Origin of the sequence: Thermonema sp. (genome assembly GCF_026003375.1) — a bacterium.
Classification (GTDB): Bacteria; Bacteroidota; Bacteroidia; order Cytophagales; family Thermonemataceae; genus Thermonema; species Thermonema rossianum.
On the sequence record NZ_BPHD01000003.1, the window covers coordinates 568502 to 587676 of the forward strand.

General features: G+C 50.0%; 19 protein-coding genes. 9 read left to right on the forward strand and 10 right to left on the reverse strand.

The annotated features are described in order from the left end of the window. Positions 1–29: 29 nt before the first annotated feature. From hisC to hisG, 3 genes are read right to left on the reverse strand one after another with little or no spacing between them, the layout of a single operon-like run. Positions 30–1115: a histidinol-phosphate transaminase gene (gene hisC / locus QVE43_RS12185; protein ID WP_288007540.1), complete on the reverse strand. Its 1086-nt coding sequence runs from the start codon at positions 1113–1115 to the stop codon at positions 30–32. Beyond that, the gene (gene hisD, locus QVE43_RS12190) at positions 1112–2413 is read right to left on the reverse strand and encodes a histidinol dehydrogenase (protein ID WP_288007542.1); all 1302 of its coding nucleotides are present in this window, start codon (positions 2411–2413) and stop codon (positions 1112–1114) included. Before hisD ends, hisC begins: the two co-directional genes overlap by 4 nt. After that, positions 2413–3264, reverse strand: a complete 852-nt coding sequence (gene hisG / locus QVE43_RS12195; RefSeq protein ID WP_288007544.1) for an ATP phosphoribosyltransferase — start codon at positions 3262–3264, stop codon at positions 2413–2415. Before hisG ends, hisD begins: the two co-directional genes overlap by 1 nt. A 377-nt stretch (positions 3265–3641) precedes the next feature. Between hisG and QVE43_RS12200 the strand changes: the two genes are divergently transcribed. From QVE43_RS12200 to kdsB, 6 genes are all read left to right on the forward strand, one after another. Further along, positions 3642–4724: an amidohydrolase family protein gene (locus QVE43_RS12200; protein WP_288007546.1), complete on the forward strand. Its 1083-nt coding sequence runs from the start codon at positions 3642–3644 to the stop codon at positions 4722–4724. Positions 4725–4777: 53 nt separating this feature from the next. Next, the gene (locus QVE43_RS12205; RefSeq protein ID WP_288007548.1) at positions 4778–6133 is read left to right on the forward strand and encodes an NAD(P)/FAD-dependent oxidoreductase; all 1356 of its coding nucleotides are present in this window, start codon (positions 4778–4780) and stop codon (positions 6131–6133) included. Positions 6134–6188: 55 nt separating this feature from the next. Further along, positions 6189–7262 carry an agmatinase family protein gene (locus tag QVE43_RS12210; RefSeq protein WP_038030454.1) on the forward strand — a complete coding sequence of 358 codons (1074 nt, stop codon included), beginning with the start codon at positions 6189–6191 and terminating at the stop codon, positions 7260–7262. A 26-nt stretch (positions 7263–7288) separates the two neighbouring features. Continuing rightward, complete coding sequence (locus QVE43_RS12215; RefSeq protein ID WP_288007550.1) at positions 7289–7660, forward strand: hypothetical protein; 372 nt, start codon at positions 7289–7291, stop codon at positions 7658–7660. Between the two features lie 126 nt (positions 7661–7786). Further along, positions 7787–9400, forward strand: a complete 1614-nt coding sequence (pckA, locus tag QVE43_RS12220) for a phosphoenolpyruvate carboxykinase (ATP) (protein WP_288007552.1) — start codon at positions 7787–7789, stop codon at positions 9398–9400. A gap of 89 nt (positions 9401–9489) precedes the next feature. Further along, a complete protein-coding gene (gene kdsB / locus QVE43_RS12225; protein ID WP_288007553.1) occupies positions 9490–10254 on the forward strand; it encodes a 3-deoxy-manno-octulosonate cytidylyltransferase in 765 nt (254 codons plus the stop codon). A 13-nt stretch (positions 10255–10267) separates the two neighbouring features. Here the strand turns inward: kdsB and QVE43_RS12230 are convergent, their stop codons facing one another. Then, positions 10268–10861, reverse strand: a complete 594-nt coding sequence (locus QVE43_RS12230; protein ID WP_288007555.1) for a DUF4136 domain-containing protein — start codon at positions 10859–10861, stop codon at positions 10268–10270. Between the two features lie 58 nt (positions 10862–10919). Here QVE43_RS12230 and QVE43_RS12235 point away from each other — a divergent pair, with 58 nt between their 5' ends. Next, positions 10920–12098: a hypothetical protein gene (locus tag QVE43_RS12235; protein WP_308445319.1), complete on the forward strand. Its 1179-nt coding sequence runs from the start codon at positions 10920–10922 to the stop codon at positions 12096–12098. Positions 12099–12189: 91 nt separating this feature from the next. Here the strand turns inward: QVE43_RS12235 and QVE43_RS12240 are convergent, their stop codons facing one another. The 4 genes from QVE43_RS12240 to QVE43_RS12255 form a co-directional block, all read right to left on the reverse strand. Next, the gene (locus QVE43_RS12240; protein WP_288007557.1) at positions 12190–12774 is read right to left on the reverse strand and encodes a 50S ribosomal protein L25/general stress protein Ctc; all 585 of its coding nucleotides are present in this window, start codon (positions 12772–12774) and stop codon (positions 12190–12192) included. Positions 12775–12820: 46 nt separating this feature from the next. Next, positions 12821–13768: a ribose-phosphate pyrophosphokinase gene (locus tag QVE43_RS12245; protein ID WP_038030438.1), complete on the reverse strand. Its 948-nt coding sequence runs from the start codon at positions 13766–13768 to the stop codon at positions 12821–12823. Between the two features lie 170 nt (positions 13769–13938). After that, positions 13939–15144, reverse strand: a complete 1206-nt coding sequence (locus tag QVE43_RS12250) for an AI-2E family transporter (RefSeq protein WP_288007559.1) — start codon at positions 15142–15144, stop codon at positions 13939–13941. A 127-nt stretch (positions 15145–15271) separates the two neighbouring features. Continuing rightward, on the reverse strand, positions 15272–15658 hold the full coding sequence (locus tag QVE43_RS12255; RefSeq protein ID WP_038030587.1) for a DUF3276 family protein: 387 nt from the start codon (positions 15656–15658) through the stop codon (positions 15272–15274). 204 nt (positions 15659–15862) lie between these two features. On the opposite strand from QVE43_RS12255, the gene QVE43_RS12260 reads away from it, so the two are divergent. Further along, the gene (locus QVE43_RS12260) at positions 15863–16591 is read left to right on the forward strand and encodes a septal ring lytic transglycosylase RlpA family protein (RefSeq protein ID WP_288007562.1); all 729 of its coding nucleotides are present in this window, start codon (positions 15863–15865) and stop codon (positions 16589–16591) included. Between the two features lie 4 nt (positions 16592–16595). Beyond that, positions 16596–17306 carry a 2-C-methyl-D-erythritol 4-phosphate cytidylyltransferase gene (locus QVE43_RS12265; protein WP_288007564.1) on the forward strand — a complete coding sequence of 237 codons (711 nt, stop codon included), beginning with the start codon at positions 16596–16598 and terminating at the stop codon, positions 17304–17306. A gap of 53 nt (positions 17307–17359) precedes the next feature. Here QVE43_RS12265 and QVE43_RS12270 read toward each other — a convergent pair whose 3' ends face one another. Both QVE43_RS12270 and QVE43_RS12275 read right to left on the reverse strand, forming a co-directional pair. Continuing rightward, positions 17360–17581 (reverse strand): DUF2795 domain-containing protein, encoded by a 222-nt coding sequence (locus QVE43_RS12270; protein WP_038030434.1) that lies wholly within the window; start codon positions 17579–17581, stop codon positions 17360–17362. 97 nt (positions 17582–17678) lie between these two features. Then, positions 17679–18986 carry a DUF349 domain-containing protein gene (locus tag QVE43_RS12275; RefSeq protein WP_288007566.1) on the reverse strand — a complete coding sequence of 436 codons (1308 nt, stop codon included), beginning with the start codon at positions 18984–18986 and terminating at the stop codon, positions 17679–17681. Between the last annotated feature and the right edge of the window lie 189 nt (positions 18987–19175).

The following is a 19175-nucleotide window of genomic DNA, read 5'->3' on the forward strand; positions in this document are numbered from 1 at the left end:
AGAGGAACTCCAAAAGCAGCAAAAGGAAATTAGCCATTTTTTTGCCACTCCCGTAAAGCATTTAATAGTTGCCGGTTTTCTTCGGGCTTCCCGACGGTGATTCGCAGGCAGTTGTCGCACAGAACAACGCGGCTGCGGTCACGCACTATAATGCCGCACGTTATTAAGTAGCGGTAAATGGCACTTGCCTGCTGCATGCGCACCAATATGAAGTTGGCGTCGGAAGGAAACACTTTCTCCACGAAAGGCAGGTTTGTCAAGGCTTGACTTAGGGCTTGGCGTTCACGGCGTGTGTTTTCTATCCACAACGCCACTTGGCGTCTTTGGTCGAGGGCTTGCAGTGCCATCTTTTGGGTGTAAGCATTGATGTTGTAAGGTGGTTTTATTTTGTCGAGCAAATGAATGATTTGCGGATGAGCATAGGCAACTCCCAAACGTAAGCCGGCAAGCCCCCATGCTTTGGAAAAGGTCTGGAGCACTATCAGGTTGGGATAATGTTCCAAGTGGGGCAACCAGCCTTCGTCTTCGCTGAAATCGATATATGCTTCATCGACTACCACCGGGCAGTGTACTTGTGTCAAAATGGCGTGAATGTCTTCACGACGAAGCAGATTGCCTGTAGGGTTGTTGGGCGAGCAAAGCCATATGAGCTTGGCTTGCCGGCTTTGTGCTATTATTTCGGCTGTGTTGAGCTGAAACACTTCGGGCAAAAGGGGCACCTTCAGCACGCCCACATTATGAATGGCAGCGCTCACTTCATACATGCCGTAGGTGGGCGGGGTGATAAGGATGCGGTCTTGTGCCGGCTCACAAAATGCCCTTATGAGCAGGTCTATGGCTTCATCGCTGCCGTTGCCCAGGAAAATTTGTCCGGGCGCCACGCCTTTCAGCTTTGCCAAGCGCTCTTTCAGGCTCTGCTGGTGGGGGTCGGGATAGCGGTTATACACAGAAACACTTAACAGAGGGCTGCCAAAAGGGTTTTCGTTGGCATCGAGGTAGATGTGTGCCTGCCCGCTGAACTCGTCGCGGGCAGAGCTGTAGGGCTGCAGCCCCCGCAGGTGGGGGCGCACACACTGCATGATGTCTTCAATACGAATGGTTGGGTTCATGTTCATAGCTGAGGTGGATTGGGAGACAAGGCATTTAAACGGACATCTACGGCTAAGCGGTGGGCATCCAAGCCTTCGGCGGCTGCCATGGTGCCAATGGTTTTGCCCAGCTTTTGTAAACCTTCGGCGCTGATTTCCTGAAAGGTGATTTTCTTCACGAACGAGTCGAGTGACACGCCGCTATACATACGGGCAAAGCCGTTGGTGGGCAAGGTATGGTTGGTGCCCGAAGCATAGTCGCCGGCAGACTCGGGGGTGTAGTAGCCCAAGAACACCGAGCCGGCATGGGTGACGTGCTTGACCCAGTGGCTTGCATCCTGACGGGCTATGATAAGGTGTTCGGGGGCGTAGCTGTTGAGTAGGCGCAAAGCCTGTTCGGGCTGCTTCATGACAAAGGCGCGGCTGTGGCGCAGGGCTTCGCGTGCTATGCCGGCACGGGGCAGTTGTGACAGCTGCTTTTCAATGGCTTGCAAAACGGCTTGTATTTGAGCTTCGGTGTCGCATACCAATATTACTTGGCTGTCGGGTCCATGTTCGGCTTGCGACAGCAGGTCCGCTGCCAAGAAGGGGGCAGGGGCTTGGGCATCTGCCCACACGGCTACTTCCGAAGGCCCGGCCGGCAGGTCTATGGCAATGATGCCTTCGGCTGAAAGCATCTGTTTGGCGGCGGTTACATACTGGTTGCCCGGTCCGAAGACCTTGTCCACCTTGGGAATGCTTTCGGTACCGAAAGCCATGGCAGCAATGGCTTGCGCGCCCCCTACGGCAAATATTTTGCGAATACCACAGAGCGAAGCGGCAGCCAATATGGCGGGGTGCACGGCACCTTCGGCACCGGCCGGGGTGCACAGCACCACTTCGCTACAGCCGGCAATTTGAGCCGGCACGCCCAGCATCAGCACCGTGGAAAAGAGGGGCGCCGTGCCACCGGGCACATAGATGCCCACTCGTTCGATGCCCACGCTGCGCCGCCAGCAGCGCACACCGGGCATGGTTTCTATTATTTTGGGTTCTTCTTTTTGCGCTTCGTGAAATGCCCGTATGTTGGCATAGGCTTGCTGCAGGGCTTGCCACAAAGAGGCGTCTATTTGTTTGGGGGCTTCTTCGATGGCATGCGCGGGGACTTGCAAAGCCCCTTCGTAGCCGTCAAACCGGCGGTTGAAGCGCAGCAGGGCAGCGTCGCCTTCTTGGCGCACTGCTTCAATGATGGGGGCAATGCGTGCGCGCAGGTCTTGCGTTTGCAACACGGGGCGCGCCAACAGCTCTGCCCATTGGTCGGGTGCAGGTTCAATAAATATTTTCATCAGTAAATCATTTTTTCGATAGGAACCACTAATATACCTTCGGCACCGGCCGCTTTGAGCTGCTCGATGATTTCCCAGAATTGGTCTTCTTGAATGACCGAATGAAGCGAATACCAGCCTTCCATTGCCAAGGGCAGGACCGTGGGGCTTTTCATGCCCGGCAGTATGTCGATGATGGCGGGAATGGCTTCTTTGGGGGCATTCAAAAGAATGTATTTGTTGTTGCGTGCGTTTTGCACGGCTTCAATACGAAACAGCAGCTTTTGCAGTACAGCCTGCTTCTCTTCATTCAATACGGGCGTTTGAATCAAGACGGCCTGAGAGCGGAAAATGACTTCCACTTCTTTCAGCCCGTTGCTCATGAGGGTGCTGCCCGTGCTGACGATGTCGCAGATGGCATCGGCCAAGCCGATGCTTGGGGCTATTTCTACCGAGCCGCTGATTTCATGAATGGTGGCATCGATGCCGTTTTTGTTCAGGAAGTCGCGCAGAATGTTGGGATAAGAGGTGGCAATGTGTTTGCCTTGCAGGCTTTCGATGCCTTCATACGTTTCGCCGCGCGGTATGGCGATGGACAGGCGGCATTTCGAAAAGCCCAGCGCTTTGGTGATGACTACTTCGGAACGGTCTTCTACCACTACGTTTTCACCTACTATGCCTATGTCGGCCACGCCGTCGGCCACATAACGCGGAATGTCGTCGTCGCGTAGGAAAAGAAACTCGGCGGGGAAGTTGTCGGCAATGGTTTTCAGCTTGCCTGTGCCGTTGGTGAAGCTAATGCCGCATTCTTTTATGAGCTTGAGCGAGGCTTCGCTTAGCCTTCCGGATTTTTGTAATGCTATGCGCAACATATGATTGTGTTTTTTAGACGAACGGAAAAAGGAAAATATAACTGCTTGATGGGGCGTTTGTTTTAAAACACCATGCCGGCATGTTTTTTTGAACATGCCCCAAAAGGAATGGGGTAATATGTTGCTGCTTTGGCTCTCTTAGGACAGAGAGCCATGATGGAAGGCATGATGATGCCATGCAGTCCGGTGGGCGGATTGCAGAGAAAATCCGGTGAGGAGGGAATATATGCGGTTTCTCGTAAGCATCGTTGCCGCAATGATAAGCAAGAAATTCCTTGTATGCAAATTTTCCCGGAAAAGGAGTGGGGCGCCGGCTTGTAAAATACTTGTAAACGTCCTATCTTTTCATTGATTCAAACAACTCAATTTTTCTGCTCATGTGTCTTCGTGTCGATATACATACACACATTATCCCCGAGAAGCTGCCTTCTTTCAAAGAGAAATTCGGCTATGGAGGCTTTGTGTCGTTGGACCATCATAAGAGTTGCCGCGCCCGCATGTTGATTGACGGTAAGTTTTTCCGCGAGATTCAAGACAACTGCTGGAGCCCCGAGACACGTTTGCGCGAGTGCGACGACTTCGGCGTAGATGTGCAGGTGCTTTCTACTATCCCCGTAATGTTTAGTTACTGGGCGAAGCCTTTGGATGCGCTTGCCGTCAGTCAATACTTGAACGACCACATAGCCGAGGTGGTGGCACGCTATCCGCGCCGCTTCATCGGTTTGGGCACGGTGCCTTTACAAGCCCCCTCGTTGGCCATCAAAGAGCTGGAGCGTTGTGTGGTGGATTTGGGCTTGGCAGGCGTAGAGATAGGCACGCATGTGAATGATTGGAACTTGTCGGACGAGGAGCTCTTCCCTTTCTTTCAGGCAGCCGAAGAGCTGGGCGCAGCCATCTTTATACACCCTTGGGACATGATGGGCAAAGAGCGTATGCCCAAATATTGGTTGCCTTGGTTGGTGGGCATGCCTGCCGAAACCTCTTTGGCTATTTGTTCCATGATTTTCGGCGGGGTGTTTGAGCGCCTGCCGCGCTTGCGGGTAGCTTTTGCCCATGGTGGCGGTTCGTTTCCCATTACTTTTGGGCGCATTGCCCATGGCTTTGAAGTGCGCCCCGACCTCTGCGCCATAGACAACAACGTGCATCCGAAAGAGTATCTTGGGCGCTTTTGGGTGGATTCACTGGTGCACTCGCCCGAAGCCCTGCGTTTTATTGTGCAGTTGTTTGGCGAAGACAAGGTGGCGCTGGGCACCGACTACCCTTTCCCCTTGGGCGAGCTGACACCCGGGCGCCTCATAGAGCAAACCGAAGGGTTAACCGAAGCCCAAAAACGCAAACTCTTGGGCGAAAATGCTTTTGCCTGGTTGAATTTAGACCCGCAGCCTTTTTGGGAGTATAAACAAAAAAATAAGCCGGCAAAAGAAGAAAAGTCATCGGTCAATTACAGGCAATCTTCTTAAATTACCCCCTTCATTTATGTGCGATTTCATGTACGAAGAAAACGAAAAGTAGTATGCCTAAAGTGCTCATTGTAGGTGCCGGTTTGGTAGGTTCTTTGCTCGCCTCTTTCATGGCACGGCGTGGTTATGAAGTAGAAGTATTTGAGAAGCGCCGCGACCCCCGTCTATACGGAATGGAAGAAGGGCGGTCTATCAATTTGGCGCTCTCGCACCGCGGCTTGCGCGCTCTGGAGCGTTTGGGATTGCAAGATGCCGTGTTCCCTTTGATGATTCCCATGCGTGGGCGCATGATTCACGACACGGAGGGGCACACCCTGCTGCTGCCCTACAGCACCAAGCCCCACGAATATATCAACTCTATTTCCCGCCTGGAGTTGAACGTGGCTTTAGTAAACCATGCCGAGGCATATCCGAATGTAAACATACATTTTGGCACTGCTTGTGTGGGCGTGGACTGGGAATGCCCGGCCGTGGAAGTAGAAGCAAATGGGCAACGCCAACGCATAGAAGGCGATGTGCTTTTTGCTGCCGACGGTGCCGGCTCGGTGGTGCGCCGCGCCCTGAAGAGCGCCGGTTTGCTGCAGGAAGAGGTGGATTTTTTAGATTACGGCTACAAAGAACTGACCCTGCCGGCCGGCAAAGATGGCGCTTTCTTGATAGAAAAACATGCTTTGCACATATGGCCGCGTGAGACTTTTATGTTCATTGCGTTGCCCAACTTGGACGCCACCTTTACTTGCACACTTTTTTTGCCTAAAGAGGGCCCGGGCTATAGCTTCGAACAGCTGAGCACAGCCGAAAAAGTGCGCGCTTTCTTTGATACCTGCTTCCCGGATGTGCCCCCCTTGATGCCCCGGCTTACCGAAGAGTATTTCCGCAATCCGGTGGGTGTTTTGGGAACGGTGCGCTGCTACCCTTGGGCATACAAAGGCAAGGTGTTGTTGATTGGCGACGCCGCCCACGCCATTGTGCCTTTTTACGGGCAAGGCATGAATGCCGCTTTTGAAGACTGCCTGCGTTTGGAAGAGCACCTGGATGCCTGCCGGGGCGATTGGCAAAAGGCTTTTGATGCCTATCAGGCAAGCAGAAAAAAAGATACCGACGCCATTGCCGACCTGGCCATAGATAACTTCTATGAAATGCGCGACCGGGTGAATGATGAAGACTTTCAGCGCATGCGCAAGCTGGAATACCGCCTGGAGCAACACTATCCGGATTACTTCTCAAAGTATGCTTTGGTAACCTTTCATCCGGAAATCCCCTATTATGTGGCGAAGCAACGAGGGGAGCTGCAAAATAAAATCTTGTTGGACATCTGCCGTCAACAAAACGACCCGGAAAGCATAGATTTGGAAGCGGTGTATCGCAAAGTGCAAGAAGCGATAGAGAAGCTACCGGTCTTGTCTTGAAAAATGCGTAACATTGCAGACTCAATACAGTAAGCCTTTTTAAAAAAGCAGCAATATGGCAAAGCGTTCAAAAGAAGAAATTATCAAGAGCATAGACCCCAATGATGTGGGGCAGGTAGGGCGCTTGTTTGGCTTGCCCTATGAGCCCGAGCATGCCGAAGTGGTGATTGTGCCCGTGCCTTGGGAAGTGACGGTGTCTTATGGTACCGGTACTTCCGACGCCCCCGAAAACATATTGTATGCCTCGGCGCAAGTGGACCTCTACGACCCGGATATTCCCGATGCCTGGAAGATGGGCATCGCCATGCTCGACTTGCCGGAGCATCTGGCAGAGATGAGTGCCACCTTGCGCGAGGAAACCGAAGATTACATACATTGGCTCGAACAAGGCAAGCCTGCCGACTGGGAGGGCGCCCCTTACATGCACGAAATACCGTCGGTGGTCAATCAAGAGTGCGAAAAGATGAACTTGTGGGTGTATGAAACGGCTTCCGACTGGCTCGATGAAGACAAAATAGTGGCAGTATTGGGCGGTGACCACAGCACCCCTTACGGTCTGATACGTGCCCTTGCCGAGCGCTACGACGACATTGGCATTTTGCAAATAGACGCTCATGCCGATTTGCGTGAAGCGTATGAGGGCTTTCGTTATTCTCATGCTTCCATCATGTACAATGTGCTGCAGGACTTCCCCGAAGTGACCAAGCTGGTACAGGTAGGCATACGGGACTACTGCGAAGCAGAATGGGATTTGATTCGTTCGCAGCCGGAGCGCATCGTCACCTTCTTCGACCAACAAATAAAAGAAGGCATTTACGAAGGCAAGAGCTGGAAAGACTACTGCCAAGCCATCGTGGAACAACTGCCTGAAAATGTATATATTAGCTTTGATATTGACGGACTGGACCCCAAGCTGTGCCCCATGACCGGCACCCCCGTAGCCGGTGGGCTGGAGTTCTTTGAAGCTTTGTATTTGATTAAACAAGTGGTACGCTCGGGGCGTAAAATCATAGGTTTCGATTTGGTGGAAGTAGGGGGCAGCTTCGAAGATGAGTGGGACGCCAATGTGGGCGCCCGCATGTTGTATAAGCTTTGTAATTGGGCCGGGCATTCAATGGGCAAAATCTAAATAATCAACTAAAAGCACTGCTTATTATGGTCTTTATTCTGATTTTAATACTTAGCATCTTGGTGCAAATATTTTTCCCCTGGTGGAGCATGGCAGTGGTCTGCTTTGTGGTGGCTGCCTTGTTTGGCAAGCGCTTTTGGGGAACTACTTTTTCTGCTTTTCTGGCGGTTTTTTTTATTTGGGCAATCCGGGCTTTCTTTGCCGACCTGCAAAACGACCAACTGCTCTCGCGCCGTATTGCGGCCATGCTGGGCATGCCCCAAATCGGTGAGTGGCTTTTTTTGGTATCGGCTTTGTTGGGGGGCATAGTGGCTTTTATGGCAGCATGGAGCGGCTATGCCACCAAGCGGCTCTTTAAAAAGAAAGTGCCCAAAAGACAGACCGCCTACCGTATGTAGCTCAAAGCGTTGCCCTTAGGGCAGCGCTTTGATGTTTATCATTTAATCTTTTGAAAACAAATGCGTAACTTTGCCCCGTCCTTCGTGACTTTTCGTCTATTTTGAACCTTTTAATTTTTATAAAAAATGCAAGAGTTCGGATTGAAGTCTGAAAAACGCAGCTTGGCAGACATGAACATAACGGCTGCCAAGGCGTACTGGAACTTGTGTCCCGCAGAGCTTGTAGAACATGCCTTAGCCAATGGCGAAGGGCTACTTGCCGACAACGGAGCCATCATGTGTGATACCGGTCAGTTTACCGGACGCTCGCCCAAAGACCGATTTATCGTAAAAGACGAACGCACCGAAAGTACCGTTTGGTGGGGGGATATCAATATACCTTTCTCACCCGAGCAATTCGATGCCCTGCATCGCAAGATGCTCGACTATTTGAAAGATAAAACTATTTATGTGCGTGATGCCTATGCCGGGGCACATGCCGACTACCGTTTGAATCTGCGTGTCATTAATACCAAAGCATGGCAAAACCTGTTTTGCTACAATATGTTCTTGCGCCCCAAGCGTGAAGAGCTGGCGCAGTTCGAGCCTAATTTCACCATTATCTGCATTCCCGAATTTGAAGCAGACCCGGCCGTAGATGGCACCCGTCAAAAAAACTTTGCCATCCTGAACCTCAGCAAACGCATGATCTTGATTGGGGGCACAGGTTATGCCGGTGAAATGAAAAAAGGAATATTCTCGGTATTGAACTATATGTTGCCGCACGAACGCGGCATTTTGTCTATGCACTGCTCTGCCAACATGGGCGAAGCAGGCGATACGGCTGTGTTCTTTGGGCTGTCGGGCACAGGAAAAACCACCCTTTCGGCTGACCCCAATCGCAAGCTCATTGGTGACGACGAGCACGGATGGGCACCCGATGGCGTCTTTAACTTTGAGGGTGGCTGCTATGCCAAGGTGATCAACATTACCCGCGAGAGTGAGCCTCAAATCTGGGATGCCATCAAGTTTGGTGCTATTCTTGAAAATGTCCGTTGTTTTGAGGGCACCCGCACACCCGACTATACCAACAAGTCGGTAACGGAAAACACCCGTACGGCTTATCCTATTTACCACATAGAAAACGCATTGGAACCCTCTATTGGCGGGCATCCCAAAAACATATTCTTCCTGACGGCCGATGCTTTCGGCGTATTGCCGCCTATCTCGAAGCTCACCCCCGGTCAGGCGATGTATCACTTCATTTCGGGATACACTGCCAAGGTAGCCGGCACCGAAGTAGGCATTACCGAGCCTCAAGCTACCTTCTCGGCTTGCTTTGGAGCTGCCTTCTTGCCTTTGCACCCCACCAAATATGCTGAACTGCTGGGCGAAAACATGCGTAAGCACCAAGTAAACGTTTGGTTGGTGAATACCGGCTGGACCGGCGGACCTTACGGCGTGGGCTCGCGCATGAAGCTGGCTTATACCCGTGCCATGTTGAGTGCGGCGCTCGAAGGCAAGCTGGAGAACGTAGACTACAAAACACATCCTGTGTTTGGCGTGGCTGTGCCGCAAAGCTGCCCCGGTGTGCCTGCCGAAGTGCTGAACCCGCGCGACACATGGAGCGACAAAGAAGCCTATGACGCGCAAGCACAAAAGCTGGCTCAGCTCTTTATACAGAACTTTGCGAAGTACGAAGAGTTTGCCAACGACGAAATCATGAGTGGGGCACCCGTAGTGGAAGCTGCTTCTAAGTAATGAAATTTTGAAAATAGACCGAGGGCGGACACCACAGGCGGTGTCTGCCTTTCTTATTTTGCTTTTCGAACAAAACGCACATCCACCATATGGCAACAAAAGTATTGGCAGTAATACCTGCGCGCTATGCTTCGACTCGCTTTCCCGGCAAGGTGTTGCACCCTATTGCAGGGAAAAGCATGATAGCGCGTGTCTATGAGCGTGTAAAACAAGCCCAAGGTTTGGCAGATATATTGGTAGCTACCGACGACGAACGTGTCGCCGGGCACGTGCAGGCGTTGGGGGGGCGTGTGGTTATGACCGACCCTGCGCACCCAAGTGGCACCGACCGCTGCTTTGAAGCGCTACAAAAAAGCGGTGCGCATTACGACTATGTGTTGAACATACAGGGCGACGAGCCTTTTATTGTGCCCGGGCAAATTGAAGCCTTGATTGCGCTGATTGATGAAGCACACCGCTTGGAAATTGCCACGCTCATCAAGCAGGTAGAGCGCCCGGATGAGCTCACCGACACGGGCGAGGTGAAGGTGGTGCTTAACACGCGCGGCGAGGCGCTGTATTTTAGCCGCTATCCGGTACCTTTTGTGCGCGATATGCCCCTCGAAGAAGCGTGGAAGCATTATACCTTTTACAAACATGTAGGCTTGTATCTTTACCGCAGCGACATACTGGAGGTCGTCTGCCGTTTGTCACCTTCCATGCTGGAGCGTGCCGAATCGCTCGAACAGCTGCGCTGGCTTGAGCACGGCTATCGTATCCACACGGCAATCACAACCCACGACAGCGTGTGTGTAGAAACACCGGAGGACGTGCAAAAAGTAGAACAAATGCTTGCTGACGGGCGCTTGCGCTGAAAAAAGCAGCTATTTAGCGCTTGTTTTTCTGTGGTGGAAATGGATATTCCGAAAAAAGCCGTTCCACAATGGCTGCCTGTAGGACGGGCAGCTTCTTTCTTTTTTTATCTATTTCGGCAAAAGCCCATCCTTGCCAAAGCAGACGGTCGTTGCGGGCATCCACAATGTCTATTACTACGGTCAGCTCTTCGTATTGGCGCTGGTAGGTGTTCATGCTCGCCGGATAGTAAGGATAGGGGCGCCAGCCTACCCACCCCCAGTTGTTGTTGAAGCTCTGCTGGAATTCCTGCTGCGTTTGCAGGTCCATTCTGAATTTCACATGCAGCTGTGCATTGGCAGGCTCGGCAGCCGGACTCAACCCTTTGCTTATAAGGGCGTCTGTAATGAGGCGTGCCATCCGTTGTCGATTTAGGTCGCTGTTCACGACCGGGTCCTTATCGTTGCGAAAGCGGTAATAGTCAACCACTACAAAGGAGCGGTATTGGTTAAAGTCGGCTGCAGGCGCACGGTCAGTGCTGTGCGTGATGCGGCTGCTGCTGCAGCCGGCAAACAGCCGGCAAACAAACAGCAAACAGGCGAAGTACAGAGCTTGGCGTAAGCGTGGCATTTTATTATGCGCTTTCAATTATATAGCTTTGCCCAAATTTAAAAAATAAAACCTGTCTTTGAAGAGTCTTATGAAAATCGTGGAAGTAACCAACAAGGCGCTGCGCAAAGAGTTTCTGGAGTTCCCGGTGCGCCTCTACAAAAACGATCCGGCTTATATTCGACCGCTGGACAAGGACATTGAAGAAGTTTTTGACCCCACCAAAAACAAGTTGTTCCGCGGGGGGGATGCCTGCCGTTGGATTTTACAAGACGCGCAGGGGCAAACCATCGGATGTGTGGCGGCTTTTTACAATGAAAAACTGGCGATGAAAGACAATGAGCAGCCTACCGGTGGCATGGGCTTTTTTCATTGCATCAACGACCAGGCGGCAGCCAACCTGCTTTTCGATACCTGTAAAGCCTGGTTGCAGGCTCGCGGCATGGAAGCCATGGATGGTCCCATTAATTTCGGTACGCGCGACCGTTGGTGGGGATGCTTGGTCGATGGTTTTACCGAGCCTAATTATTGCATGCCTTATAACTACCCTTACTACCGCACCCTTTTCGAAAATTACGGCTTTCAAACCTATTTTAAACAATACACTTATTATCGCTGGATTCCCGACCCGCTAAAGCCCAAGGTGCACGAAAAAGCAAAAAAAATATACGACGACCCGCGCTACACCTTTGACCACATGCGCCTGTCTAAATTGGAAAAGTATGCCGAAGATTTTCGCACCATTTACAACAAAGCATGGGCAAAACACAGCGGTGTGGAGCCTATGACTACCGAACAGGCATTGACCATCATGAAAAAGCTGAAGCCTATTTTGGATCCTGAAATTATTTTGTATGCGTATTATGATGGTGAGCCCGTTGCCTTTTTCATTATGTTGCCTGAAATGAACCAAATTGTCAAGCATCTGAATGGGCAATTGAATTGGTGGGGAAAGCTGAAGTTTTTATGGTATCGCCGCGTGGTGGGAGTGAAAAAATTGTTTGGAGTGGTATTTGGCGTGGTGCCCGAACACCAGGGGAAAGGCGTAGAGTCTGCCATTGTTTATTATTATTCAACCATGGCGCATAAGCCCGGCTATCGCTATAAAGAGATGGAAATGAACTGGATAGGTGATTTTAATCCTAAGATGATGCGCGTAGCCGAAGATGTAGGGGGGAGCATCTACAAAACACACATTACGTATCGCTATCTGTTTGACCGCCAAAAACCTTTTAAGCGCTATCCTGTCATAGAGTAGCGGCAAACCGGTCTATTGGAACAACATAAAACAAAGAAGGCTACCCGGCAGGTAGCCTTCTTGCTTGGTTTCAGCTTTATGCAAGCACTGCTTATTTGCCGGCAGCTGCTTCTTGTGCTTGTTTCGAACGCAAAGCACGAGGAATGGCGATCGAAACGATGGGGTTTTGAGGGCTGTTCAGAATGGTGTAAGACTCGGGGTTCAAGTCTTTTACTTTTACTGATTTACCCAAGTCCAGGTGTGAGATGTCCACCTCTACATATTGAGGCATGTTTTTCGGCAAAGCTTTTACTTTCAGCTTGCGCAGCTTGATTTCGGCTTTTCCACCTTTTTGCACACCGATGGAAGAACCTACTACCTTCACAGGGATTTCCATCTTCACGGGCTTGTCTTCTTGCAGCAACAAGAAGTCGGCATGGGTGATGTAGTCAGCTACCGGGTGGAATTGAGCTTCCTGCAGGATGGCATCGTACTCATCACCCTCGATGTTCAGCTTCACGAAAGCTGCTTCGGGGGTGTACACCAGGTCTTTAAACAAAGACATGGGAGCATAGAAGTGTACGACATCTTCGCCACCGTACAACACACAAGGAACATATCCTTCTACGCGAAGTTTTTTGGCTGCGGCAGTTCCCAGCTCGTTGCGCTTATACCCTACAATTTCTACAGTTCTCATTGTTTTCTTTTGTTTAGGTAATCCTTCTTTATTTCGTTTTAAACGTTTATTTATGAGTTGAGATAAATAACGAACTGATGGATTCGTAATCGTGCACTTTCTTGATGGCAGTAGCAAACAAGTCAGCCACACTCAACACCTTTATTTTCGGTGATTGCTGGCGCAAAGGAATGGTATCGGACACCACCAGCTCTTCCAATACCGAATTGTTGATGTTGTCATAGGCATTGCCCGACAAGACCGGGTGCGTACAGATGGCACGCACGCTACGCGCCCCTTTTTCTTTAAGGACAGCAGCAGCCCGGCAAATGGTGCCGGCTGTATCCACAATGTCATCTATAATGACCACATTGGCATCTTTTACATCGCCAATTACTTGCATGCCGGCTACTTCGTTGGCACGCTTGCGGTGCTTGTCGCAAACAACCATATCGGCTTCAAACATCTTGGCAAAGGCACGGGCACGTCCCACACCCCCCACATCCGGCGCTGCAAATACAAGATTATCCAAGTTGAGCTTTTCAAGATAGGGGGCAAAGATGGCAGACCCGTCCAGATGGTCAACCGGAAAATCGAAAAAGCCTTGAATCTGCCCGGCATGCAGGTCGCAGGTCATCAGACGATCAGCGCCGGCCGCCGACAACAAATTGGCTACCAGCTTGGCAGCAATGGCCACGCGTGGTTTGTCTTTGCGGTCCTGGCGTGCATAGCCAAAGTAAGGCATTACGACGGTTACGTATTTTGCCGATGCCCGGCGGGCTGCATCAATCATCAGCAGCAGTTCCATGAGGTTGTCTGCCGGCGGGAAGGTGGACTGAATGAGGAATACATCACAGCCGCGGATAGACTCGTTGTAATAAGGCGATATTTCGCCGTCGCTGAATCGCTGAATGGTAATAGCGCCCAAGGGCTTACCATACGCTTCGGCTATCTTTTCGGCAAGATAGCGGGAGCTGGTGCCTGAGAACAGTTTGACAAAGTTTGGGTCAGCCATGGTTTTGAAACGTTCCTGTTTTGAAATTTTTTACAAACTTAGGCTATTTTCTCTAAGTCTCAAAGCGCTATTACCCTTCGCGGGCAAAATACGAAGCGCAAATATCTGATTTTTTAACGACTTATGCAATCTTTTGCATGACAAAAAGAAGGCGTGCGTAACTTTCGCCCTTAGGGGAGCCGTTGCAGTAAATCCCTGTTGTCTTTCAATATAACCTCTCTCTCTTTTTTGAATACTTGATATTCTTTAATGCCCCTTTGCAGCTCGGATATGATAACCTTAAAAATGGTATAAACCGGAATGGCGAATATCATACCGATGCCGCCGGCTATGTTGGCACCAAAAAATATGGCAATGAAGATGGCCAGCGGGTGGGCTTTCACGCTACGCGAAAAAATGACCGGCTGCAGCACGACATTGTCAGTAAGTTGTGTGATGGCAAAGACAATCAGTATTTTCAGTGCCAGGAAAGAAACGGCTTGGGTACTCAATTCGGCGTGCAGGGCTATGGAAGAGATGCCCACAATCAAGCCGAAGCTGCCGCCCAGCACAGGACCCAAATAAGGAATGAGGTTGGCCACTGCGGCAAATACCCCGATGGTGATGGCATAGGGGATATTCAGCAGGCTCAAACCGGTAGATACGATGGTGAAGATAGCCACCATTTGCAGCAGAATGCCCAACAGGTAATTGGACAGCAAACGCTCGATTTTGTCAATGGTGCTGATACCCACTTCAAAATAGCGGTTGGGAATCATGCCGGTGAGCAGGTTGTGAATGAAATTCTTTTCATAAAGAAAAAAGAAGGTAATAAAGAAAACGGCCAAGGTGCCGATAAAAAACTGTCCGGCGAAGCTGAGCAAGGTATTGAACAGGTCACCAAAGCGCACCGAGTCGAGCAGGCGCAAAAGTGACCGCTGTATTTCTTGCAGCAGTTGCCCTTCGGCGATTTGCATGTCGAAGCTGTCATTCAAAAAACGCTCGATTCTGAGAAGCGGTATCTGCCCCCGCTTGAGCAGCTCGTCGAACTGTATGCTTTTAATGAGTTGTATTTGGTCATAAACCAAAGGTGCAAACAGCACCAAAAAGGTAATGAGAAAGCCGAAAAATATAAGAAAGCTTAGCATGACTGCCAGCACCCGGGGCATGCGAATGCCGAAAAACTGAAGGTCATGCAGAAAATTGACAATGGGTCCCAAGATGGCCGACAGTATCAGCGAAATGATGAGATAAGAAGCAATATTGCCGAAGTAGTAAGTAAAAAACCATAAGCCTGTCAACAGCAGGGCACCTTGCACCAAAATGCGGTTGATAGGCTTTTGAAAGTCAATAAAACGAACCAGAGCAATAATGCGCGTTTGTTTTTTCTGCTGCATGGAAAAAAGAAATTGAAGCCGTTGACCGTGGGCAAAAGATAATGAAACAATAAACGAAAAGGCAGCCCTTTTGGTTAAAAGAACTGCCCGCATCATAAAATCGTGAATGAACTATGCGCCCGGGCGCTTAGTCCCACTTTAAGTCGCTGTCTTCGGTAGAAAACTCGGTATCGAGCGAATCCAAGCCATCGTTGAGAAAGCTTTCTGTCAGCTCTTCGCTTGTTTTCTCGAACTGTGAGAAGTCCACATCCGGCATCAACTCATTCTTGATGTGGTCGATGGCTTCCTGCAATGCTTCGGTGAATTTGGCGAAGTCCTCTTTGTAGAGGAAAATTTTGTGCTTTTCGTACACGTAGTTCCCGTTGCGGAAACGCTTCTTGCTCTCAGTGATTGTCAGGTAAAAATCATCACCGCGAGTAGCTCTTACATCAATGAAGTAGGTTCTTTTACCGGCGCGCACGCGCTTGGAGAAGAGCTCTTCCTTTTGTCCGTTGTTCACTCTTTTCTCTTCCACAAATCTGACAGTTTGGTTAAACATCGGTTGTAAATATATAAAGTTTTTTCCTTAAGTCACAAGTAAAATAATGAATTATTTTTTTTGTATTTAGCCCAATTGTGTAATGGCTTCATTCTTCGTATTTTAAAAAAACAGGCACTCATTTGTGTGTTTTGTGTATTTTTGAAGAAGTGAATCAAGCAAGTTAAGAGAATGAAGTGTATGAAAAGCTCTTATTGGGTGTGTGTGTTGTGGGGGGTAATGATTTGTTTTTCAGTCACTCCGCTGCACGCACAGCGCACCTACAAAGCCAAAGGCATGGCTTCGTATTATGCCGATAAATTCAACGGGCGAAAAACGGCCAGCGGAGAAATTTTTGACAATTCCCGTATGACGGCTGCGCATCGCACCTTGCCCTTTGGCACCTATGTAAAGGTAACCAACTTAGCCAACGGCAAAAGTGTGGTGGTGCGTATCAATGACCGGGGCCCTTATGCACACGGGCGTATCATAGACCTTACCAAGGCGGCAGCCATTCAGCTGGATATGGTGCGCACCGGTACCGCCAAAGTGCTGGTAGAAGAGGTGGCAGCGCCTGAACCCACAGACAGCGAGGTGCCGGCCGTGCCGGTGGGGGCAGAAGAGAGCGCGCCGGTAGCACAAAAATTCAAGACCGGCCACACTTACAGCATGTGGGGCACAGAGCGCTTCCCCAAAGGTGTAGGACTTCAGGTGGGCTCGTATCGCGATGTGGAAAATGCCATAGACCAGTGCCGTACGCTCATAAAGGAAGGCGGGCTGGAAGAAGTGTATATTCAAGTGGGATGGTCCGGTGGACGCATTTACCGTGTCATCGTGGGGGCATATCCTACACGTGAAGAAGCCCTGTTGCTGTTGCCTCGTATCCGGGCACTCGGTATGGATGGATTCCCCAAACGCCATTTCGACTAAACGAATGAGTACGACCTCTTTTGCAGCTGTTATTGTAGCCGGTGGTTCCGGTAGCCGGATGCGGGCAAACATGCCCAAGCAATTTCTGCCTTTGCAAGGCAAGCCCGTTTTGTGGCATACCATCCGGGCTTTTTTGCAGTTTGATGCACGGATGCCCTTGGTGGTGGTGCTGCCGGAGCAGTATATTGACTATTGGCAAGCCGAGTGGCAAAAGATAGAGCCGGAAATGCCCTTTGTATGTGTGCCGGGTGGTGCCACGCGTTGCCATTCGGTTTGGAACGGCTTGCAGGCGCTGGCGCAGCGCTTGGGTGCCTCAAAAAAAAGCACATTGGTGGGGGTGCACGACGGCGCCCGCCCTTTGGTGGATACGGCTTTGCTTGAGCGTGCTTTTACCATGGCGGCAAATCATGGCAGTGCCATTCCTGCGGTGCCTTTGAAGGACTCTATCCGGGAAGTGACGCCCACAGGCACACACCGCGCACTTGACCGCAGCTGTTTCCGTTTGGTACAAACGCCACAGGTGTTTCGCCTGCAAGACCTGCTGGAAGCCTACCGCCAAGCATGGCTTGCCGGAGATATGGAACGCTTCACCGATGATGCTTCGGTAATGGAGGCAGCGGGGCATCGCTTATGTTTGGTAGAGGGAGACTACCGGAATTTAAAAATCACTACTGCCGAAGACTTGCTGATTGCTTCGGCTTTGCTGTCAAAATAAAAAGAGCTGCTCAAAGGCAGCTCTTTTTATTTTTGCTTGATTTTTAATGATTGTTAGAATTCATCTTCGTTAAAGAAGAAATCTTCTTTGGTGGGGTAGTCGGGCCAAATCTCTTCGATGCTTTCGTAGGGTTGGCCGTCGTCTTCGAGTTCCTGCAAGTTTTCTACCACTTCCATCGGTGCACCTGAACGCAGAGCATAGTCAATCAGCTCTTCTTTGGTAGCAGGCCAAGGTGCATCTTCCAGATAAGATGCCAGTTCGAGTGTCCAGTACATACGCTACACAATTTTAAGTTATCCCTAATCGATTATCGCAATTGTAATCGATTTTTACAAAAAAAGGTTTCAAAAAGCAGTGCTTTTTTTTCGAAGCTTAAAAGAACTTGAAATTATCGTTTTCTTCTTCGCCCAGCACCACACGCAGGCGCTCTTCAAATTCTCTGAGCATCACTTGCTTCACCATCACTTTGCGTTGTTGTGTGCGCGGGTTGAAATTGGGCTTATAGGCGCGTACTTTTTCCAGGTCGCGTTCGGCTTCCGCTATTTCCTGCTCATCGCGGCGAATGGTTTCGCGCAAAAAGCTGATTTTGATTTTTAATTGGTCCTCTTCGGGCTTGAAGTCAAAGTCCGGATATTTGCGGCGTACCACACGCATCAAATAACTTTCTTCAAACACACGGTCGCTGATGAGACGGAAACGCCGTGCCAAAGCTTTGTCGAGCAGGCGCGGGTCTTGGGTGAGCTTTTTCCATTCCGACAGCAAAAACTTGGCACGTTGGATAGACTCATCCGTATTGATGCCCACCAAAGCTTCCATCTCTTTGCAAAATTCGGCTTGTCTTACCCGTATGTATTCATCCATGTTGAGCGGCTGAATATTTTCTACGGGCACGCCCTCTTTGTATTGCTTGTACCGGTGGAAAAACTCATTGTTTACCTTTTGGAAGCGCTTCCACAGCTTGACCATGCGCTTTTGCGACACCTTGCCTACCTCTTTCCATTGCGCTTGAATTTCTTTGATGCGCTCGGCCACGGCTTCGAAGTCGTTGGAATATTTCAGGTCGTTGACTTCTTGAATGAGCTGGCGATAGCGATCGACTTTTTCTTTCTCCTCTTGCCGCTTGGTTTGGAAGAACTCTTTGCGGTTGGCAAAGAAGGTTTTGAGTGCAGTGGTGAAGCGCTCTTCGAGCTCTTCTTCATAGATTTCATCCACCGGTCCGGTACGAATCCAGCGCATTTTTAAATCTTGAATGCGCTCGCTGTTGGCCTTCCAGTTGGTTTGTTGTTGGGCAATATCTTCCAGCTCTTTCAGTATTTCACGCTTGATTTCAAGATTTTTGATGCGGTTTTGGGCAATCATTTCACGCAGGTAAATCTCCAGCTCGTCGAGTTGCTTGAGCAGGCTGGGAAAGTCGCCCAAACCGTTGAATTTCAAAAGATATTCGCGCAGGTGCAAGAGCTTCATTAAGTAAGAGCCTTTGTTTTCGGCTTCTTCTATTTGTTTTTTCAGCTCTTCCACCTTGTTTACGGCTAATTGGTAGCGCTTTTCGAAGTACTCAATGGCAGCTTCAGGGGTTTCTTTTACAAAGCCTATTTCACGGTCGGGGTAGTCAAGGTAGCCTTTCAAATACACCTTGCCATCTTTTACATAGCCGTAAGTGGTTTCTAAATCATACTTCATGGTAGTACATCTTTTTAAGGGTTGCCAATATTCAAAGTGTTTATCGGGTCTGTCAAGCGAAAAAGGAAACGAATCAAGGCAATCCGTTCTTTTTTTGCCACTTTTGGGCAGCAATAAGCTGCAAATTTCCACTTTTTTGCTAAGTTCTAAATTTTTTTTGAAAAAATAAATCTTACTTGGCTGCTTTTA